This is a genomic window from Alginatibacterium sediminis, assembly GCF_003610775.1.
GTDB lineage: Bacteria > Pseudomonadota > Gammaproteobacteria > Enterobacterales > Celerinatantimonadaceae > Alginatibacterium > Alginatibacterium sediminis.
Genome location: NZ_RAQO01000009.1, coordinates 1 through 19,196, shown reverse-complemented (window position 1 = coordinate 19,196; position 19,196 = coordinate 1). Strand labels below are relative to the sequence as shown.

The following is a 19,196-nucleotide window of genomic DNA, read 5'->3' as shown; positions in this document are numbered from 1 at the left end:
GTTCTACTGGTCAAAATACGATTGCGCTAATTTTTCGCGAATTTGCCGCAGTTGCTCATGAGATTCATCGTCTGGACAACGTTGCAAAATGAAGTCGGCAGTTTGAATAACGATGCGCCAGCGCGGAGTTTTAGGTAAGGTTTCCGTGTTGAAATACTTGTCTAAAGTGCGCGTTTGAGGACTTGAACGGTCGATATAGACCCGCCATAGCCCGCTTTTTTCAGCGAGACTGAGCTTACTTTCGCCAACCTGATTAATCCAGATACTGAGCGATAATTGCATCAGTTCCACAATTAACTGTCGCTTTAAGCTCTGGGTGTCCTGTTTAGGGTCTAAGCGCTCACTTAAGCTGACAAAGTTTCCACCTAAAGCACGTATTTTCTTATACAACTGCTCTGAACCTGGACCAGCAGTGACAGGAAGAGATTCGATTAAGTCTTCGATTAATTGCCAGCGTTGTTGGTTGAATTGTGTATCCGATGCCAGTAGATAAACTTGCCCCAAACCGCTATCGAAGTTACAGGCGAAGGTTTCAAAGTCACGTGTCTCCATTGTTCGCCGAAGCACTAAAGTGCTGACCTTAGGGTCATCGTTCAGAATCAAAAGCCGAGATAAAGGCTGTTGAAGAATCAAACTTGCTTCGATTTCAAACTCTAGCTCTGCGGCACGATTGAACAGTACGATTAGCCCATCAGCGCTGGTTCCGATGATGATTTCAGGGATATTTTCGAGAATACCAAGCAGCTGATCTTGAGTTTGCTCTAGTTGTTGCTGGCTATGTATATGCTGGCGTAGCTCATCTTCAAGCAAATTGTTTTGGCTTCGAGTGTGGCTTAGCTCTCGAGCTAAAATAAGACTATGCACCCTGGCCAACAACTCCTCCTTAACTAAGGGCTTGACCAAATAGTCATTGGCACCGGCTTCAAAACCCGCTACTACATTCTCACTTTGTCCTAGCGCCGTCAGCATTAGTATAGGCAGTTCCAGTTGGTCAAAGCTGACTCTGATCCGCTGGCAAAGCTCTAGACCACTGATCTGCGGCATCATCACGTCCGCTATCAACAAGCTTGGCACCGAACTGTTTTCTAAACGCTCAAGTACTTGGTGTGCATCACTAAAACAACGCACCCTAATATTCTGTTCCAGTAATAGATTTTCAATGATACGTAGATTAAGCGTTTCATCATCGACCGCCCAAATTTCATTGATGTCATGCTCACTATAAACCGAATTATCCAACTGAGCAGTCCAGGATATTTCAGGGATTTGGCTACGGAGTTGGTGATGTTTAGTATTTCTGATTTGAACTTCACTTTCATTACTTAACGGGAAGCGCAGCATAAACTGAGAGCCGACTTCAAGTTCACTTTCTAGCTGTATATCTCCACCCATCAATCGCATTAACTGGGCAACAATCGACAAACCTAAACCATAACCACTAATCTCCCTAGAACCATCTAACTGAACTAAGGGTTCGAAAATACGTTTTTGATGCTCATCCGCAATACCACTACCGGTATCACTAATTTTTAGCAGCAAGCACTGTTCACTCAGGTCTACGCTGGCGCTAAAAACAATTTTTCCTTGCGAGGTATACTTAATCGCATTCGCAAGCAAATTAAACAAAACTTGTTCCAAACGTCCTTCATCTGCATTAACCAGCGGTAAATCAAGACTCAAATGATTCACTATTTCAAGAGGCTTACCCCCAAGACTATGCATGTTCATTCGGATAACAAAAGCGACTACCGCATTAATATCAACAGCATGAATATCTAACTGGGTTTTTCCATAACGCATCTGATGATAGTCGAGTAAATCATCCACTAGACGACTCAAGCGCTCACCACTATGCGCTAACAACTGAACTTGCTCTAATTGAGTTGGACTTAAATTTTGCTCTGCGTTAGTCATTAAGGCATTTGCCATCCCTATGATGCCGTGGATTGGGGTTCGCAATTCATGAGATGTGTTGGCTATCAATTCATCCTTAAAGCGGTCTAAGGCTTGTAACTGCTGGTTCTTATCACTAATTTGACGGATTTTCTCACGTACAGAATTTTGCATATCCGCGAAGCTTGCAGCCAAGCGTTGAATTTCGTCACCGTCTTTTCTCGCCGCTTCTATGGGCTCGTTAAGATCACCGGCGGCTACTTGCTCAGCGGATCGTGACAGGCGCAGTAAAGGTGCAGTGATGGTTAAGCTTAGCCAACGCGCAAATAATACAAAAACAATACTAGCGAGAAGGACGGCCCAAATAACCTTAGTTTTAAACGCTTTAATACCCGCGTATGCGAGGTTTTCTTCAACACTGACCAACAAAGTCCAAGGATTATCAAAAACAAAAATTTCCCTGAAAGCGAGCAAACGATCTTTGTTGAGTAATGATGCACTCGTCACACCAGCTGACTGCATTTGTATGCTCTGTAATAGGTCTGCGTCGTAACCAGCTGGATGACTAAAGAATTGCCAATGTACATTTTCTTGACTAGTGATATCAGCCCTAAGACGCCGGTCTTTGCCAAAGAGTAAGATCTCTTGGCTTAGTTTTTGATCATCTTGCTTTTGCAGCATTCTGCTCAATTCATTGCTATTAACTTCCACAATAACAACACCGCGAATATAGCTATGTTGCTTAATCGGAACGCCTATGTAGGCAACGTATTCGCCGGTGCTGGTGTTGAGGGAAAAATCTGTAAACTGAACCAGCTCTCCGCTGTCAAAATTTTGATTTAGTTTTGGGTACAATGCAGCGAAATTACGTCCAAGCCCACTATCGCGAGCAAAACCGGTCAATAGATTACTTCCGAAGTACGAATATTTATTCACTGAATAGACAACGTTCCCCTTAGTATCAATAAGGTAAATATCGCTGATGTCCTTTTGCTCAGCTAATTTGCTGTATTCTCGGTGGTAGCGCATGTGCACACGGTCATAAAAATGCTCTCCTACCAAGATGTCGTCTCGGCTAGGGTCAAACTTTCGCGTGGATTTGTTCAGTGTTGTTTGGCTACCAGGGATGTAGCGACTTTGAGCGACGGTGCGAGCCTGTTGCTCGCTATTCGCTAACTTCAGAAACGCGGCACTGAAGCCGTAAAAGCGTCCAATGCTGGCTTTCGCCAATTCTCCTTGAGCAAATAGGCTAGTTTCCTGCCCAAGTTTATCAAAATATTCAATGATTTGTTGCTGACTCAAATCGCCAACCGACTGAATTCTTAATTCAATTTGATCTCGAAGGTCTTTTTGATAGGAGTTTAAAAAGATGGCTGTAATTATACAAAGTGGCAAAATACTCAACAGTAAGAATGCAGCCATAAGCTTAAGGCGTAGACTCTTCTTCATATAACCAGACTTACCTCCGGCAACAGCAAATCTGTTCATCAACCAATACAGCCTTAATCGTTAATTCGTTCTATAAAATAACTTAAATAGCTGTATTTGTCAGGGTCTAGTTTTGTCGCAAATTTCGTAGGTTAATCCCAGTTAAGTAATCTATTGAGCAGCAAAGCTGCATCACCTTAATTACCCAAAGGCGTAATTTGCAGTATGGCGATAGCGACTGCGTAGGTATATCAATTGTAGTCCGCGTAAACTGGCAAGTATCATGAACACAATACCGGGGCCATTAAAATAAAATGCAGCTAGTAAAACCGATATGCCGAGTAGTAGGAAAGGAAAGAACTCATAATAGGCTTCTGGCAAAAAGATGCCTTGCACGTGATGAGTCTTAAAATCATCTCGACGCCTAGCATTAGACCGCATAACCCACGTTATCGAACCAGACATAAACAGCAACAAACCGCCAATTTTGGCTAATGCAGGTTCCAGGAAAACGATGCTCAGCGCCCCTAATACTAAATACATAAGAGGTAAGGCCTCATATATTGGTCTCGCTAACATAATTTCCCCCCAACCTACCTATACGCGCTTGCATGATTAAAATTTTACGTATGTTAATTTTGTACGTTCATTAAGGATCTAGCAAGGCTTGTTAACACAATTATTAACAAACGGACTATAATATCGCTCGAAAGGGCTTTGTTCAGTGGATCTACTCATACTTATGTAAAAAAACCGACTAATTAAGCTGCTGGCCACAAGCGAGTGTTCTAGCCACATTGGCAGCGGTTTGAGTAAGGTTCTCAGAAGCTTCTTGCAGCGCATGCCGTAAAGACCCAGGAGCTCTTACACTAGCAAATGTAGCATTAAAATAATCACTCAGTTCCTCGCGCTCGCTACCCAAGGAGCCAGCGATACCAATGCATGGTATTTCAAGTTGCTTACAAAGCTTTGCGACCCCATAAGGCGTTTTTCCCTGCAAAGTTTGATTGTCCATTTGCCCCTCTCCAGTAATAACCAATTGAGCTTCACTGAAAATATCTTCGGCATTAAGCGCGCTTAAAATCAAATCTATCCCTGGCAGTAGTTGTACATCAAAAACTAAACTTAAACCTAAGGGCGCACCTCCAGCTGCGCCATAACCCGGCGTGTCACAGTGATCATGGCCACTTATTTGCTCAACAACTTGTGCAAAGCGTCTTAAAGCCGAGTCGAGTTCGATAATTTGTGCCGGGGTTGCCCCTTTTTGGGGGCCAAAGATGGCACTGGCACCATGGGGGCCGCACAGCGGGTTTTTTACATCGCAAGCGATTAAGAATTCAACGTCACGACAGCGCGGATGTATTTGACTAAGGTCAAGACTGTCTAATAATTCTAGTGCAGCTCCTCCGCGAGGAAGTACCGTGCCACTACTATCGAGCAAACGAGCGCCAAGTGCTTGTAGTATACCGGCGCCGCCATCGTTAGTTGCACTCCCTCCAAGCCCTAGAATAATTTTGTCTACACCACTATCAAGTGCATGGCGAATTAACTCTCCGGTACCGTAGCTGGTGCTTAAACCTGGATTGCGTCGTGCAGGGTTAGTTAGTTCTAAACCTGAAGCTGCAGCTATTTCTACGACAGCCGTTTTACCTTGATTCAACAAACCCCAATGCGCTAAGAATTTAGCACCATAAGGACCAACTACTGACTTTACCAGGCGTTGGCCTTCGACACTTTGTAATAACACATCAACCGTGCCTTCCCCACCATCAGCAAGGGGAAGTTTTACGAACTCAGCCTCATTAAAAACACTCTTAAAACCGTTTTCTATACACTGCGCGACTTGCATCGCACTAAGGCTTTCTTTAAAGGAGTCAGGTGCTATTACAATTTTCATTACAAACCTTTTTAATAAGCTTAAAATTGCATAGCAAACCAATGCTAGCGGGGAGCATTTGATGCCCATAATTACCATTGAGCTAGCATCATAACGTAATTCTTAGCAAAGCAAAATTGAGCATTATATCTAAATGATTTCTAAAAAATTGATCCTAACCGCATAACTTAGTTCTACTTACGTTTTATAGCTAGATTCAATCGCGAGCTAGTCAAGCATCCTTTATAGTGCAAAAACTGAAGCGTCAGTTTTGCCCACAAGGTATTCATTCGCACCTTTAACTTAACGTTGAGAGCCACAGCTATGCCCTATCAGATTCAGTCAAACAACACCGAATTGCACCCTAAGGCAATTGAACTCGTCAATCAAACCTTTGGCGCTGAAGGGTTGCGCATGGATAAGGCGTTTAGCCAGCTCCTAGGCAAAGACAATCTCCATCAGCAGATTATCGCTGTTAGTGATCAGCAAGAGGTGTGTAGCATCGCTAGCTTTATTTGTTTCGAGCAAAAGTTTGCGCAGACCATATTTAAAATTGGTTTTATTGGCGCAGTCTGTACGAGCAGCGATCATCAAGGCCAAGGCCTGTCAACGAAAGTCTTGGACCACTTACAAGCTCAAGCTCTAGACCACGGTTGTGATTTACTGTTGATTTCCGGAGGAAGGAGTTTGTATACCCGTCGGGGCGCCAAGCCTTTACAACAGTTTAAAGCGCTGCATGTCGAAAAAGGGCTTCCTTTGGAGCAGCCAGTTTTTCGCTCCTTAGAGCCCTTTAACCCTGAACTTTACGATTTATATTTATCGCAATCACTTCGCTTAGAATTGACGGCCTTACAATTTCAACAGCAGCTGAGTGACAGCTGCTATCGCATCGCAACTGAAACGCAAAGCAAACTTAGTGTATTGGGTTATGAAAATTCAGACGGCACGCTTGAATGGGCGGTGCTCATTGGCAAAAAAGACGATGAGGTAAGGATTATCGAGTGCTTCGGGGATATACCACTGAACTCTGCAATGGCAAAATTAAGCCAACAACTCCAAGCTAAGGTAAGCGCCTATGAACGTAATTTGGAACAACCTGATTTAAACGAGCCGTTACTCGATACAACGCTTTTGTTACTCAAATCACCACGCATGCTTACGCTGGCAGAGGACCACTACAACGCAGACTTTGAGCAATTAACTGACGCGTTTGTGGGTAGCTCTAAGGACGCTAATATTGCCTTGCTGTGGCCAAATGGAATTTTCTTCCAATAATTATCATTTTCAGTCTTGACCTTGGACTATAGTCCAAGGTTTATACTAAGTTTAACCTTAGTTAAATGATTGGATAGTTCATGAAAAAAATCGGTGAGCTTGCTAAGCAATATCAACTTAAAACCGATACGCTTCGCTACTATGAAAAACAGCAATTACTAACCCCCAGCCATCGAAGTGTTAGTGACTATCGCTTCTACACCCAGCTTGATGAGAAACGCTTACGCTTCATCTTACGTTGTAAAAAAGTCGGCTTAAGTCTGGACGATATCCGAGAGCTACTGCGAATGGACGATCAGCGTTCCCAGTGGTCATGCCATGATGTCAAAGACTTAGTTGAATCCAAAGCGAAACAAATTCAAACTCAAATAGACCGATTGGAATCCTTCAAAGATGCCTTGGATACGCTGGGTAAAAATTGTTGCGGTGGCCACGAGCGTGCAATTAATTGCTCTATCCTAGATTCATTGGAGCACGACGATGATGAATAATATAATTGAGCTAAGCCTACAATTCTGGTTGTTGTTTCTGGACTCGGCACCCTGGTTATTATTTGGTCTAATCATCGCAGGCTGGATAAAAGTATTTGTACCTCTGAGCTGGATGCAACAACAACTCGGTGCGGAAGGTTTTACCACGACAGTTAAAGCGGCGGTGTTGGGAGCACCACTCCCCTTATGTTCCTGCGGTGTAATCCCTGCAGCTTTGGGACTTAGAAGAAGTGGTGCAAGTAAAAGTGCCACCACAGCTTTCTTAGTTGCTACACCTGAAACAGGGGTGGACTCTGTCTCTATGACTTACGTGTTGCTTGGCCCAGTGATGGCGATAGTGCGCCCGATTGCTGCGATAAGCTCGGCTATTGTTGCAGGTGTTTTGGTCGGACGTGATTCCGCCGCAGCGATGCAGACAAAAGAATCGTCTCAGCAATCTTGTTGTGCATCGCAAGCTAAGCAAGCACCAACACAGCAAGCGGTAGCACCGCCGTCGGTTTTCCGAAGTGCCATCACCGGATTACACTATGCAGCGAACAATTTAATCCGCGATACCACCCCTTGGCTGTTAGTGGGACTGTTATTCGCAGCGATCGTAAATACCTTTATTCCGGATGATTTCTTGAGCGCTTGGGGCAGTGGGTTCATAGGTATGCTAGTCATGATCGTGATTTCAATACCGATGTATATTTGCGCGACAGCATCGACTCCAATTGCGGCTGGGTTGCTACTTTCGGGTGTCTCCCCTGGGGCGGTTTTAGTCTTTATGTTAGCCGGGCCAGCGACCAATATAGCAAGCCTTGGTTTGGTTCGCTCAGAACTTGGCAATCACACCTTGGTTGCCTACCTCACAGGCGTCATCGGTACCGCTGTCTTGTTTGGATTAGGTTTAGATGCACTAGTGGCTACGATGGGATGGGTAATTGCGCCTTTAGTCGGCCCGGAGAATCGTGTTCTACCGCTTTGGCTAAGTAGTTTAAGCGCGTTCATATTAGGGGCACTTATAGTGCATGAGTTCGGCATTAAGCACTTCTATCGTAAACACATACCGAATCACGCTTAAGATTCCTAGTTTCAAATACACAAAGCCCCGCTCTTGCGAGCAGGGCTTTCTAAATGTGGTCGGTGATGAGAGATTCGAGGTCTGCGACCACCCTCTAGTCCACTCTTTATCAGCTTCGCAACGATGCGCCAAAGCAAATTCGAATGCATCAGATACACAAAAGCCCCGATCGAGCAGGGCTTTCTAAATGTGGTCGGTGATGAGAGATTCGAGGTCTACGACCACCCTCTAGTCCGCTCTTTTTCAGCTTCGCAAAGATGCGCCAAAGCAAATTCGAATGCATCAGATACGCAAAAATGCGCCAAAGCAAATTCGAATGCATCAGATACACAAAAGCCCCGCTCGATCGAGCAGGGCTTTCTAAATGTGGTCGGTGATGAGAGATTCGAACTCCCGACCCTCTGGTCCCAAACCAGATGCGCTACCAGGCTGCGCTAATCACCGATGTATCGCTAAGCGATGAGAAAAGAATGGGGTGAGTGAAGGGGCTTGAACCCTCGACAACCGGAATCACAATCCGGGGCTCTACCAACTGAGCTACACCCACCATTGTCTTTTCTTTTTGTTCTACTACTTTCGCAAATAGAGCCTTCTCGTTTAGCTGAAGGTCGTGGCGCACCCGACAGGAGTCGAACCTGTGACCTTCGCCTCCGGAGGGCGACGCTCTATCCAGCTGAGCTACGGGTGCTCAACGTTGCGGATGCGTATACTATGGCGATCTGACGATTCTGTCTAGTCTTTTTTTGAAAAAAAAATCGTTTGCTGATTTTTACACCGATATGGGTTATTTTCCAACTAAATCATCCTATAAAAGTTTTGCAATGACAGTTCGTGGTCAAAAAAGCGACAACTGGCTCCAATTTAAAAAAGGGTCAGTTGCCACACTCCCGCTTATCGTTGGCGCTATCCCCTTTGGCATTCTTTTTGGCACCCTTGCTCAACAAAGCGGACTTTCCATCATCGCTGCCATTTGCATGTCTTTTTTTGTTTTTGCTGGCAGCGCTCAGTTTATTGCACTTGGACTTGTCGCAGCAGGAGCTAGTGTACCAGTAATAATCCTTACCACTTTTATTGTGAATATTCGCCATCTGCTTTACTCAACTGCGCTTGTACCAAAAATAAAGCATCTTCCCCAAAGCTGGCGCGCTGTATTATCTTTCGGCTTAACGGATGAAACCTTTGCCGCAGTTAGCCAGCGCTATCAAAGCCCAGATGTAACCAACGCACATTGGTTTTATCTCGGCAGTGTCGTTGCAATGTGGGGTAACTGGCAGCTGTGTACCTGGATAGGACTTGCTTTAGGTTCTAATATCCCAGGCATAGAAAGCTGGGGCTTAGAGTTTGCGATGGTCGTGACATTTATAGGCGTAGTCGTTCCTTATCTAAGCTCTTGGAGCATGATTGTGTCGGTAACAGTTGCAGGGGTTCTCGCCATACTGTGTATTGATTTACCGCACAATAGTGGATTAATCGTGGCAGCTTTATCCGGCATTTCTGTGGGCTTGCTTTGTGACAATCTTATATCAACGCACTTAAATAAGGGGAGCATTTAGATGCAGGAGTTTTGGTTGATACTTGGGATGTTCTTGGTTACCTTTGGCATCCGTTATGTCATGTTTGCCTTTGCAAATTCACTGAAATTTTCCCCAAGATTAGAACAAGCACTTCGCTATGTGCCACCAACAGTACTTACGGCGATTATTGTACCTGCGGTTTTATACCCTCATGGTGAGTTTTTCTTAAGTTGGAGAAATCCATATCTGCTGGCCGCCATCATTAGTATTGTACTGGCGTTCAAAACTCGCGATTTATTAAAAACTATAGCCATCGGCATGCTCATATTTTTTATCCTGCGCTACTTGCTAGCGTGACAATCAATATTGTTTTATTAAAATATTGCCCTTCAAAAACAGTTCACTGATACTGGTGGACTGGTATTCAGCTTTGCAAGGCAGCTAAGCTTAAAAGTCAAAGGAAGTCTATGCGGCGTATTATTTTTCTAGCCCTATTATCAGCATTACTGAACCATGGTTTCGTATCAGCATCAGCACCTCTGGTTATCTATTTGGAAGCAGACCGGACTCATCATCAAGCCTCTGCAATTTCTATAGAACAAGGTTTTAAAACAGCCTTCTCTGAAGTCAACAATACGATTCAAGGGTACCCAGTAGAATTCCTAGTATTGGATCACCGGGCTAACGCATCTCGAAGCTACAAAAATATGCAAAGCTTTGCTGCCGATCCACAAGCCTTAGCTTTTGTAGCTGGTTTGCATAGCACTCCATTACTGAAATACCGAGATTATATAAATAAAAACCAACTACTTACATTAGTTCCTTGGGCTGCTGGCGGGCCAATTACTCGTGCATCAGATGATCAAAATTCAATATTTAGACTCTCGATCGACGATACTAAAGTTGGTGGATTCCTAGTGGACTACGCCTTAAATACCAAACAATGCCAACGCCCCAAATTGTTGCTTGAACACACACCTTGGGGCCAGTCTAACGCCGAAAACATGAGTAATAGCCTACTTGAACAAGGTCGCCCCAAACCACAAATATCTTGGTTCCAGTGGGGGATTAACGAGACCGATGCGCGTATTACATTACGAACGATCATAAACGAAGGCGCCGACTGTGTATTATTGGTGGCCAATTCCGCAGAAGGCGAAGTCATTGTTCGAGCTATGTCTAAACTCCAACGGGATAAGCGGCTACCAATTATTAGTCATTGGGGGATTACGGGTGGCAGTTTTACTGACAATGTTTCAATAACTGAACGCGAATCAGTAGATTTAAGTTTCGTGCAGAGTTGCTTTTCATTCTTAGCACCTCAACTTAATGATTTTTCTAAATCGGTTTTCACACAAGCTAGTATCTTGTTTGATGAAATCAATCAAGAAAACGATATTAAAGCGCCTGTTGGCTTTATTCATGCTTATGACCTTGCCAAAGTTTTTATTAGTGCGATGAACCAGGTAGAACTCGTCGATGACAATAAAGTGAATCAGCTTGCCTTAATCAAAGCACTAGAGAATCTAAACGCCACGACTCAAGGCCTAATTAAGAACTATCAACGCCCATTCAGACCTTACCGTGTCGATGACCCCGATGCTCACGAAGCGCTCAACCAAAACGACTATTGTATTGCGCACTTTAATAACAGTGGCGACACGCTTGTTCAGAGCAAGGAAGAGTAAATACTGTGATAAAATTTCTTAAGCGTCTTAGCTCTCGCCAAATGTTTGGTCTATTTATAGCCGTAGGCTTTCTACTGACCTTAGCTACATCAGAATTATTGATCGCTCCGCAAACAGATACTGCCTTGCTTACCGCTCAAAACGAAGCCAGCGAAGCTGAGGTTATTATGGCTGGAGCTTACCTAAAACAATATCTTGAAGAGCGAGAAAGCATTCTTAAGCAAGTTGCTAATAATCCGGCGTTGCAGGGCTTTGTGTTGGGGTCCGCTATTTCTAAATCTGAGATTCGCGATCAAATCACCACCTCTCAAATTAACGATAAACGTTTGCAAATCAACTTAGTCGATTTTTCAGGCGAGTTGATCTATCAAGAATTTGAACTAACGCTTCACGAAACTACAATCGACTTTCATTTGAAAAAAGCGCTTAACGATAAGTCACCAAGTACCGAAGTCGTGGTTCTATCTCAACTCGGAAACGAATATCAGCTTCTCTTACTCATCCCCATCACCTACAGCGGAAGTGTCGAAGGTGCTCTGCTTGCCAAACTCCCTTTAGATCTAAACTCGTTCTATGCCAGCATTCTTGAAACGGCCAAACGTCAGCTATCAATTGTTGAACCCAACGCAGAGAATAACCTGGAATCGACCGAATTTTGGCATCGCGTTGAATACCAGCTTCCTTATTCAGGGCTTGCACTTAGCTATGGCATTGATACCACGCAATTACAACAGCGTCGCGAAGCGCTAAGCAAAGATATCGCCTTAGCGACCGTGGTTGGGTTTATTTGTGCTTTCGCTTTGCTATATCTACTTGGCTATCAACTTATTCTTAATCCTTACAAACAACTAGAATTGTCACGTCTTAAACTTGCACGCAACAGTAAATTACTACGCGAAAGTGAAGCACAAGCCCGAACACTTGCTAAAGTAGCTGAGCATGCCAAGGACTCTATAATCATTACCAACCCTGATGGTCGAGTTTCCTGGGCAAATGAAGCTAGCTCAAAGCTATCGGGCTATAGCTTCGAAGAATTTGTGGGTCAGAAACCCGGTCACTTACTGCAAGGTAAAGATAGTAATCCAGAGACCATTGCCGAAATCGCGGCAGCGGTGAAAGCACAGCAACACATTCGACGCGAATTGCTGAACTACAATAAAGACGGGCACAGCTATTGGATTGATATTGATATCTCACCCATATTTGATGCCACCGGTGAACTGGAGAGTTTTATTGCAGTTGAACGCGAAACAACCGAGCAACGTCGTTTACAACAAAAAGTTGCCGAGGCGCTGAGCAAAGCCGAAACCGCAAGCCAAGCAAAGTCACAATTTTTGGCCAACATGAGTCATGAAATTCGTACCCCTATGAATGGTGTGCTTGGCCTTGCGCAATTATTAATAAAAACACCTTTAAACGAAGAACAAAGTCGTTATTTGCATAGTTTACAGTCCTCTGGCCAACATATGATGGACATACTAAATGACATTCTAGATGTTTCTAAAATTGAACAGGGAAAACTAAAACTCGATCCCCATAACTTTTGCCTCGAACAGCTTACCGATAATCTCTTTAGTAGTTATGCCAGTATTGCGTCTGAAAAATCTCTAGAATTCACTGTCAACACCAGTATTGATAAGAACACATGGTACTTTGCTGACGCTAGTCGCATCCGACAGATTTTGCTCAATCTAATTAATAATGCGCTCAAATTTACCGAAGTGGGCAGCATCACTATTTTCTTGAGTCAAATTCAAACCCAGCAAACTACAAGTTTGCAAATTGAAGTAGCTGATACGGGTATAGGTATAGACCAAGACCGTCTAACGAGTATTTTTGAACCGTTTAATCAAGGTGAGCTGAGTACTACTCGTCGCTATGGTGGAACCGGCTTAGGCTTGTCAATCATTAAACAATTAGTGCAGCTATTTGACGGGAGAATTACCGTTCATAGTGAGTTGGGGAAAGGGTCCAGCTTTATGGTCACCCTACCCATTGAGCTTGCCAGTGCTCAGAAAACCCAGGCCATTGTTGAAGCAGAGCAAACCTTATTCAAAGGGGCTAAAGCACTTGTCGTAGAGGACAATCGAGTAAATGCAATGATCCTCTCAACATTTTTGGAAAAAAGAGGGATGCAAACCCGTGTTGCTGTGAATGGGCTTGAGGCACTCGCGGCAATCAACGAACAGCAATTTGATGTCATTTTTATGGACAATCACATGCCAAAAATGGATGGTATTGAAGCAACACGTCTAATCAGGAAACTCGATAGTAGATCGGCTAAAACGCCGATTATTGCTTGTACTGCCGACGCCTATGCAGATAGTCAAAATATGATGCTTGAATCTGGCGTGAACTACGTGTTGACCAAGCCTCTTTCTGAAACCGAGCTTGATTTTAGTTTACAGAAATATTTAGCAGAATTTCTTGAAGTTAATGACAGTAGTATGCCAGTTGAAGGCAACGATGCTGAAAGTAAATATGACGTTAAAACACAAGACTTGTCGATTCTTGATATTGAACAACTACGCAGTGTTTTCTCGCAAGATAATCAACTGGTAAGCTTGTTGCTTCAAACCTTCTGGGACGAGTTTAGTTCTGCTGGACTTGAGCTAACAGATGCCTACCAGGCCACCGATTTTGAGCGTTTAACCTTGATTAGCCACTCGCTGAAAGGAAGTTCTGCAAGTTTATATGCCTTAGCTTTAAATAAAATTGCCACAAGTGTGGAAAAGCAGGCTCGTGAACAGCAGCTGCCTTCATCAGACTTACTCGATGAATTAGTCAAAACTTTACAGCAAACTCTAGACGAAGTAAGACTCTATCTTAAAAATCACTAGCTTCGATTTGCTCTAAAGCTGTCGTTAATGCTTCGGCAGCTTTTTCACGATTAAGTCCTAGTGTTTCAACCATGTTAGCAGGTAGATTTTTGCACAGTACTTCCATCGCCAAGCCCGCCTGAAGAGCATGATTAGAGAAGGTTGCTAGGCGAATCAAGACCGCTTCAGTTGAGAGTGTATCTCCTGTCATTGGACTAAGCTGTTGTCCAATCGCCTCAATGATTAACGGTGAGAACTGCCAGCGACGCGATAGCTCAGCACCAACTTGCGCATAATCAAAACCAAGAGTTTCACGTTGTGCCTCAACTCTTGTTTGCCCTTGGCTTAAGGCTAGTTGGATAATTCCAGCTTCCTCAGGGGCTGCACTGGCTATCATTAACTCGCCAATGTTATGCATCATGCCACAGGTAAAAGCAACTTCAGGATCAGCTGAACAACAGCTGGCCAAGGCGCGCGACAGTGACGCAACCGTAAATGCTTGTAGCCAAAACTGTTGATGGTCAAAATGTGTCCCTGCAGTCATTCCATTAAGGCCCGCTGCTACCACTAGCGATCTTACCCGCTGAAATCCCAAACGAATAACGGCAGCTTCGATGCTAACGATCTCACTACGTCCCCGAAATGCTGCCGAGTTTGCCATACGCAAAACGTTTGCACCCAAACTTTGATCTCTTGCGATTTTTCCACCGAGCGTTGCAAGATCAACACCCTCTTGATCGATACTACCGAGCAATTCCTGCATCACTTCTGGCATTACAGGTAGCTTTTTGTTTTGTTGGAAAAACTTATCAATAGTCATCTAAAACTCAATTTACAAATTGGATTACAAAGGGGAAGAATCCGATGTTAACACCTGATTAAATACCGACGCTGTTGAGAAGCGCATCCACTTATCAAAGCTCTCTCGCTCGCTCTCATTAAGGCGAAGCATACTGCGATTGTAACTGTAGGTTGATTCCACCACAAACTGTGCAAACTCATCAACCGACTTATCATCCCAAGAGCAGCCACTCATTCGTAACCAACTAAAAACGCGCTTGCTTGCTACCTCAAAGGACCAACGGAACAAGGGTTGGAAATTGGGGTCGCTAATAAACAGCTCCTCTAATGAGGTATATGCTAGCTTGTAGTAAGGCATTTTCGGCATTGAATCTAGGAGTTCAAAGTATACGTCAATGAGAGGAGTGTAGCGTACTTTGTCTGTAGCTTGATCCAAGCTCAAATGAAGTGTCTCGTAGTGTGCCATAGAGAGCGCAAATAAAATGGCTTCTTTGTTGCGGAAAAAGCGGTATAAGGACGCAATATCTATTTGTGCTCGTTCAGCAATGCTATTGGTGTTCAATGCAGCTAAACCTTCTTGTTCAAGTAGTTCAGCGCTCGCCAATAAAATTTTATCGACAAGTTGCTTCGTGCGCGCCTGTTGAGGCTTCTTACGCATCGCTAATCCCTCAGGGATTGGAAAAGCATTCATAATTGGATCCTTGGCACAGCTTTATTCGTTTGTGAGCCGACAATGATGTGGATGTAATTTTGAAACGAATAATAACTGTGCACCGACTTAAAACGAAGCGAAAACACCTATGAATGAGAGAAGTCTCTAAGATTGACTAATATTTGTGTTTACTGATGGAGGATGAATCAAATAGTTGATTTGAAACAAAGTAAAAAGGCCCACCTAAGTGGGCCCAATACTAACTGAAACTAATACGCCTTAAACTGATTACTAATCACATCATATCGATAACCAATCAATTCTAACTTGGTTTCAAGTTGTCGATCTTGAATACCAAACATAGATGTAAGTTCGTCTAAGCTGAAGCATTCTAATCTTAGTTTTTCATTAACGATACCCAAGACAATGTTGGGATCTAAACGTAGCAAATTGCCTGCATCCATGATCATCTCCCGGCCGCTTATAAAGTGATCTCTTAAGCTATGGCACAAAAAACCAGATTTTGCATCCTGAAAACAGTTGAACTATGAACTAGAAATCAAATTTTTCGCGCATTAGGGCTTCAAATTCGGTACAACCACCTACATGCTGCTCATCAACAAAGATTTGGGGGACTGTTTCTACGGGCTTACCAACGGTCTGTTCTAAATCTGCCTTACTGATGCCTTCAGCATGAATATCAACATAACGGTAAGAATAATCGTCTTCTTGCGTGCTTAATTGCTCTGCAATTTGTTTCGCGCGAACACAAAAAGGGCAGCCTGGACGGCCAAAGATAACAGCAAACATAGATAACTCCTCAAATTCAATATAAGCATCTTACCGAGCGGTGTATTAAAAGAGAAATCGTTATTTCCGTAGTTCTTGATAGGTATTAGCTATCGACGATACAACTCACCTAAAGTAGCACCGCGACTTTTTACCAATCGTTTTTGCATCACAGCAAAAAGCTCTGCGGTAGCTAGCGCATCGATCAAAGCGCCGTGCCCCGGATAGTCGGGTAGTCCATACCGCTGGCGGATCATCGCTAAACGGTAATCCGTTTCGGCTTGCTCTTGTTGACCATAAAAAGACTTTTCAAGCTTGAGCGTATCCAACCAAACGATAGGGAAATCCTCAATTAAATAACGTTGGTGAATATAACGTTCAATAAATGCTTGTTCGATCTGTGAGCCGTGGGCTAATACGATTTTACCGCGCATCGCTTCAAATAGTTTGTCCATGGCTTCATCAAGGGCAATACCAGAATCTAGCATTTCAGGAACAATATGGTTGATAACCGCGGTTTCTGGTTTCAACGCAACTTGCCCTTTGATAAACATATGCTGAGCACTATCTAAACGGATGCGGCCTTTTTCCAACTGCACAAAGCCTATACTTAGTATTTGGTCAATTTGAGCGTCTAAACCTGTCGTCTCAAAATCGATAGAAAGCAGTGGAAGTTCATTTACAACGGTCGCCAAATTTAAGCTTGGATCCGTTAATATCGCCCTTAAACAGTCGGGTAACTTTGATTTGGCACTTAAGGCATGTTGATGCCGCAGTTGTTTATTAAGAGGATGAAAATAGCGAAATAGTCTTAACATCGACTTACTCCCTAGAAAATCGCAGTTTTGCTACATCTTGTAAACTAGCAACGATTCGAAACGCATCTTTTAAATGCTTGCGCTCAAAACTACCAAAGCGAGCGGGCTCAATATGATTATCCGCATCGAGACCATGTTTTAAGGCTTCTAGTTGATGATCATAGCGTATCTGGCACATAAATCGGTAAGCACCAATCACATCTTGAAACATCTCTTGGCTCATTATCTTTTTATTGGCAGCTGCTTCAAAGCGCTCTTCAGTAAGTGTTGCCTCACTGCCTGCAGCCAATGCATAGATGCGGGCTAGATCGACCAAAAGCGTCAGTGCGTACTTTTTAATATTTAGGGTTTTACTATTGTGACCACTTTTTTCTAAAACCAGATTGTTAAAAATTCCTAAGGGTGGATGCACGCTCACCGACTCATTGACTAGAGAGACTAAAAACTCATTGGAATTAGCAATACATTGGTGCAAGTGTTGTTGCATCGACTCACAAAAACTCACCTCTCCATAAAGGTTGCGCACTTCCAAAAACACGGTGACATTGAGCAGCATTTGATACTCAGGACTAGCAACCCATTTACTATAGTAAGCTTTCCAGACTCGTAATGGCTGACACCAGCGACGGTTCATTGCCATAAAATCACCCGAACACAACGGATAACCGCAACCGTCAAGACCTTTACATACAACCGTCGCAAGCCTTAAGAAATATATCCGGTCCTGATCAGTCCCACTATCCGCATAAACAATAGCGTTATCTTGATCGGAGTGGATATGTACCTCATTACGCGCTTGAGAGCCCGCTACAATCCATGCAAACTCACACGGAGGCTCTCCGACTTGCTCGATACCAAACTGAATCATACGCCGGGTATACGCATCCATAATCATACTCATCACCCGACCAATGGTTTCAGGCAATACGCTACCTTCAACTAATGCTTCAAATATAGCTTGGCGTTCTAAGGTAAACGACTGTAAGTCTTCAATGCTCTCCGCATACTTGATTTTATCAATCAGGAAAATAGCCTGCATACGGTGACGCTGCACTAAATGAGACGTGGTCAGCAGCCCCAAGGGCTTATTGTTTTCAACAACCGGTAAGCTGCGCACGTTATGCTGCATCATTAAGGAGGCGGCATGCAGTACCAAATCATCCGGCGACACCACCATAGGATCGGGAGTCATGACATTCATAATCGGTTCTTGAATGTCGCGCCCCATCGCAATCACCCGCTTAGTCATATCGCGGTCTGTGATAATCCCTATCACTTTGCCATGTTTCATCACTACAGCGGCAGCCGAACGTTGCACCACGCGCATCTCATAAGCAACGCTTTGTATACTGTCTGTACAATTTACAATTGCAATTTTACCGCTGGCGACATCTGATACTTTTTTAACAAATAAACCTTTGTCGTCCTCAGACCACACCACGTTATACGCCGTCTTTAAACGCTCTTGCGCTTGGCTAGCAAAGTAAGGAGTGTATTCTGGATGATGATCTAAGATTTCGAGAATGCATTTATGCGGTACCAAATAAAGCAATGTACCTTCGAGTGCGATAGCAGTATAAGCCTCAGTGTGGTCCGCCATCTCATCAAGAAAGGTAAACCCAAACAAGTCTTCAGCGCCAAGCTTAGCCCGCAACATCCCGTCCGCTTTACGCTGCTCCATGGAACCAGAACGGATCACATATAGGTACTTCTCATTTTCATCAGTACCAAACTCAACCTGCTCGCCTTTAGCCAAGTAAGTAATTTGAATCGCACGCGCAACTCGCTCAAGGATCTTCTCAGGTAGCTGATCAAAGGGATCGATATGACTAATGAAATTGAGAATATTTGGCAGTAGGGTTTGAGGCATGTGAAATAAGTCCCTTATTTGTATGATGATATACTAACGCATACGAGGGAAAAGTGGAAAGAACACGACAGAAGTGCGCAGCAAAGCTGCTTCAAGGAGCAAGGAGCAAGGAGCAAGGAGCAAGGAGCAAGGAGCAAGGAGCAAGGAGCAAGGAGCAAGGAGCAAGGAGCAAGGAGCAAGGAGCAAGGAGCAAGGAGCAAGGAGCAAGGAGCAAGGAGC

The 19,196-nt window shown here is 43.8% G+C and carries 16 protein-coding genes and 3 tRNA genes; 7 read left to right on the top strand and 12 right to left on the bottom strand.

Annotation, left to right across the window (positions count from 1 at the left end):
• Positions 1–3 precede the first annotated feature (3 nt).
• The 3 genes from DBZ36_RS16455 to DBZ36_RS16445 all read right to left on the bottom strand — a co-directional run bounded on the left by DBZ36_RS16455 (position 4) and on the right by DBZ36_RS16445 (position 5,218).
• A complete protein-coding gene (locus tag DBZ36_RS16455; protein ID WP_120356067.1) occupies positions 4–3,381 on the bottom strand; it encodes an ATP-binding protein in 3,378 nt (1,125 codons plus the stop codon).
• A gap of 141 nt (positions 3,382–3,522) precedes the next feature.
• Complete coding sequence (locus DBZ36_RS16450) at positions 3,523–3,900, bottom strand: hypothetical protein (RefSeq protein ID WP_120356066.1); 378 nt, start codon at positions 3,898–3,900, stop codon at positions 3,523–3,525.
• A 178-nt stretch (positions 3,901–4,078) separates the two neighbouring features.
• Positions 4,079–5,218, bottom strand: coding sequence for a glycerate kinase (locus tag DBZ36_RS16445; RefSeq protein ID WP_120356362.1), 1,140 nt, complete (start codon positions 5,216–5,218; stop codon positions 4,079–4,081).
• A 303-nt stretch (positions 5,219–5,521) separates the two neighbouring features.
• On the opposite strand from DBZ36_RS16445, the gene DBZ36_RS16440 reads away from it, so the two are divergent.
• From DBZ36_RS16440 to DBZ36_RS16430, 3 genes are all read left to right on the top strand, one after another.
• A complete protein-coding gene (locus tag DBZ36_RS16440; protein WP_120356065.1) occupies positions 5,522–6,472 on the top strand; it encodes a GNAT family N-acetyltransferase in 951 nt (316 codons plus the stop codon).
• 80 nt (positions 6,473–6,552) lie between these two features.
• Entirely contained in the window at positions 6,553–6,963 is a 411-nt protein-coding gene (zntR, locus tag DBZ36_RS16435) for a Zn(2+)-responsive transcriptional regulator (RefSeq protein WP_120356064.1), read from the top strand.
• Positions 6,953–8,026: an SO_0444 family Cu/Zn efflux transporter gene (locus DBZ36_RS16430; protein ID WP_233558173.1), complete on the top strand. Its 1,074-nt coding sequence runs from the start codon at positions 6,953–6,955 to the stop codon at positions 8,024–8,026. The genes zntR and DBZ36_RS16430 overlap by 11 nt, the downstream gene beginning before the upstream one ends.
• 367 nt (positions 8,027–8,393) lie before the next feature.
• On the opposite strand, the gene DBZ36_RS16425 is transcribed toward DBZ36_RS16430, so the two are convergent.
• The 3 genes from DBZ36_RS16425 to DBZ36_RS16415 all read right to left on the bottom strand — a co-directional run bounded on the left by DBZ36_RS16425 (position 8,394) and on the right by DBZ36_RS16415 (position 8,714).
• A tRNA-Pro gene (locus DBZ36_RS16425) sits at positions 8,394–8,470 on the bottom strand.
• A gap of 27 nt (positions 8,471–8,497) precedes the next feature.
• Positions 8,498–8,573: transfer RNA gene (locus DBZ36_RS16420), tRNA-His, on the bottom strand.
• A gap of 64 nt (positions 8,574–8,637) precedes the next feature.
• A tRNA-Arg gene (locus DBZ36_RS16415) sits at positions 8,638–8,714 on the bottom strand.
• A gap of 133 nt (positions 8,715–8,847) precedes the next feature.
• Between DBZ36_RS16415 and DBZ36_RS16410 the strand changes: the two genes are divergently transcribed.
• The 4 genes from DBZ36_RS16410 (at position 8,848) to DBZ36_RS16395 (ending at position 14,068) form a co-directional block, all read left to right on the top strand.
• Positions 8,848–9,579 (top strand): AzlC family ABC transporter permease, encoded by a 732-nt coding sequence (locus DBZ36_RS16410; RefSeq protein ID WP_120356360.1) that lies wholly within the window; start codon positions 8,848–8,850, stop codon positions 9,577–9,579.
• Positions 9,580–9,897 carry an AzlD domain-containing protein gene (locus DBZ36_RS16405; protein WP_120356063.1) on the top strand — a complete coding sequence of 106 codons (318 nt, stop codon included), beginning with the start codon at positions 9,580–9,582 and terminating at the stop codon, positions 9,895–9,897.
• A gap of 110 nt (positions 9,898–10,007) precedes the next feature.
• The gene (locus tag DBZ36_RS16400) at positions 10,008–11,228 is read left to right on the top strand and encodes an ABC transporter substrate-binding protein (protein ID WP_120356062.1); all 1,221 of its coding nucleotides are present in this window, start codon (positions 10,008–10,010) and stop codon (positions 11,226–11,228) included.
• Positions 11,229–11,233: 5 nt separating this feature from the next.
• Positions 11,234–14,068 carry a hybrid sensor histidine kinase/response regulator gene (locus DBZ36_RS16395; RefSeq protein WP_120356061.1) on the top strand — a complete coding sequence of 945 codons (2,835 nt, stop codon included), beginning with the start codon at positions 11,234–11,236 and terminating at the stop codon, positions 14,066–14,068.
• Here the strand turns inward: DBZ36_RS16395 and DBZ36_RS16390 are convergent.
• The 6 genes from DBZ36_RS16390 to DBZ36_RS16365 form a co-directional block, all read right to left on the bottom strand.
• On the bottom strand, positions 14,055–14,867 hold the full coding sequence (locus tag DBZ36_RS16390) for an HDOD domain-containing protein (protein WP_120356060.1): 813 nt from the start codon (positions 14,865–14,867) through the stop codon (positions 14,055–14,057). The genes DBZ36_RS16395 and DBZ36_RS16390 overlap by 14 nt on opposite strands.
• Positions 14,868–14,891: 24 nt before the next feature.
• Positions 14,892–15,539, bottom strand: coding sequence for a TetR/AcrR family transcriptional regulator (locus tag DBZ36_RS16385; protein WP_120356059.1), 648 nt, complete (start codon positions 15,537–15,539; stop codon positions 14,892–14,894).
• A gap of 230 nt (positions 15,540–15,769) precedes the next feature.
• Entirely contained in the window at positions 15,770–15,964 is a 195-nt protein-coding gene (locus tag DBZ36_RS16380) for a DUF4250 domain-containing protein (protein ID WP_120356058.1), read from the bottom strand.
• Positions 15,965–16,052: 88 nt separating this feature from the next.
• The gene (locus DBZ36_RS16375) at positions 16,053–16,310 is read right to left on the bottom strand and encodes a GrxA family glutaredoxin (protein WP_120356057.1); all 258 of its coding nucleotides are present in this window, start codon (positions 16,308–16,310) and stop codon (positions 16,053–16,055) included.
• Positions 16,311–16,399: 89 nt separating this feature from the next.
• Positions 16,400–17,107, bottom strand: a complete 708-nt coding sequence (locus DBZ36_RS16370; protein WP_120356056.1) for an exonuclease domain-containing protein — start codon at positions 17,105–17,107, stop codon at positions 16,400–16,402.
• Positions 17,108–17,111: 4 nt separating this feature from the next.
• Positions 17,112–18,977, bottom strand: a complete 1,866-nt coding sequence (locus DBZ36_RS16365) for a putative nucleotidyltransferase substrate binding domain-containing protein (RefSeq protein WP_120356055.1) — start codon at positions 18,975–18,977, stop codon at positions 17,112–17,114.
• Positions 18,978–19,196: the final 219 nt, after the last annotated feature.

Excerpts from the sequence above, each read along its gene's own strand:
- DBZ36_RS16455 (WP_120356067.1), bottom strand. The coding sequence starts at position 3,381 with ATGAACAGATTTGCTGTTGCCGGAGGTAAGTCTGGTTATATGAAGAAG.
- DBZ36_RS16450 (WP_120356066.1), bottom strand. The coding sequence starts at position 3,900 with ATGTTAGCGAGACCAATATATGAGGCCTTACCTCTTATGTATTTAGTA.
- DBZ36_RS16445 (WP_120356362.1), bottom strand. The coding sequence starts at position 5,218 with ATGAAAATTGTAATAGCACCTGACTCCTTTAAAGAAAGCCTTAGTGCG.
- DBZ36_RS16440 (WP_120356065.1), top strand. The coding sequence starts at position 5,522 with ATGCCCTATCAGATTCAGTCAAACAACACCGAATTGCACCCTAAGGCA.
- zntR (WP_120356064.1), top strand. The coding sequence starts at position 6,553 with ATGAAAAAAATCGGTGAGCTTGCTAAGCAATATCAACTTAAAACCGAT.
- DBZ36_RS16430 (WP_233558173.1), top strand. The coding sequence starts at position 6,953 with ATGATGAATAATATAATTGAGCTAAGCCTACAATTCTGGTTGTTGTTT.
- DBZ36_RS16410 (WP_120356360.1), top strand. The coding sequence starts at position 8,848 with ATGACAGTTCGTGGTCAAAAAAGCGACAACTGGCTCCAATTTAAAAAA.
- DBZ36_RS16405 (WP_120356063.1), top strand. The coding sequence starts at position 9,580 with ATGCAGGAGTTTTGGTTGATACTTGGGATGTTCTTGGTTACCTTTGGC.
- DBZ36_RS16400 (WP_120356062.1), top strand. The coding sequence starts at position 10,008 with ATGCGGCGTATTATTTTTCTAGCCCTATTATCAGCATTACTGAACCAT.
- DBZ36_RS16390 (WP_120356060.1), bottom strand. The coding sequence starts at position 14,867 with ATGACTATTGATAAGTTTTTCCAACAAAACAAAAAGCTACCTGTAATG.
- DBZ36_RS16385 (WP_120356059.1), bottom strand. The coding sequence starts at position 15,539 with ATGAATGCTTTTCCAATCCCTGAGGGATTAGCGATGCGTAAGAAGCCT.
- DBZ36_RS16380 (WP_120356058.1), bottom strand. The coding sequence starts at position 15,964 with ATGGATGCAGGCAATTTGCTACGTTTAGATCCCAACATTGTCTTGGGT.
- DBZ36_RS16375 (WP_120356057.1), bottom strand. The coding sequence starts at position 16,310 with ATGTTTGCTGTTATCTTTGGCCGTCCAGGCTGCCCTTTTTGTGTTCGC.
- DBZ36_RS16370 (WP_120356056.1), bottom strand. The coding sequence starts at position 17,107 with ATGTTAAGACTATTTCGCTATTTTCATCCTCTTAATAAACAACTGCGG.
- DBZ36_RS16365 (WP_120356055.1), bottom strand. The coding sequence starts at position 18,977 with ATGCCTCAAACCCTACTGCCAAATATTCTCAATTTCATTAGTCATATC.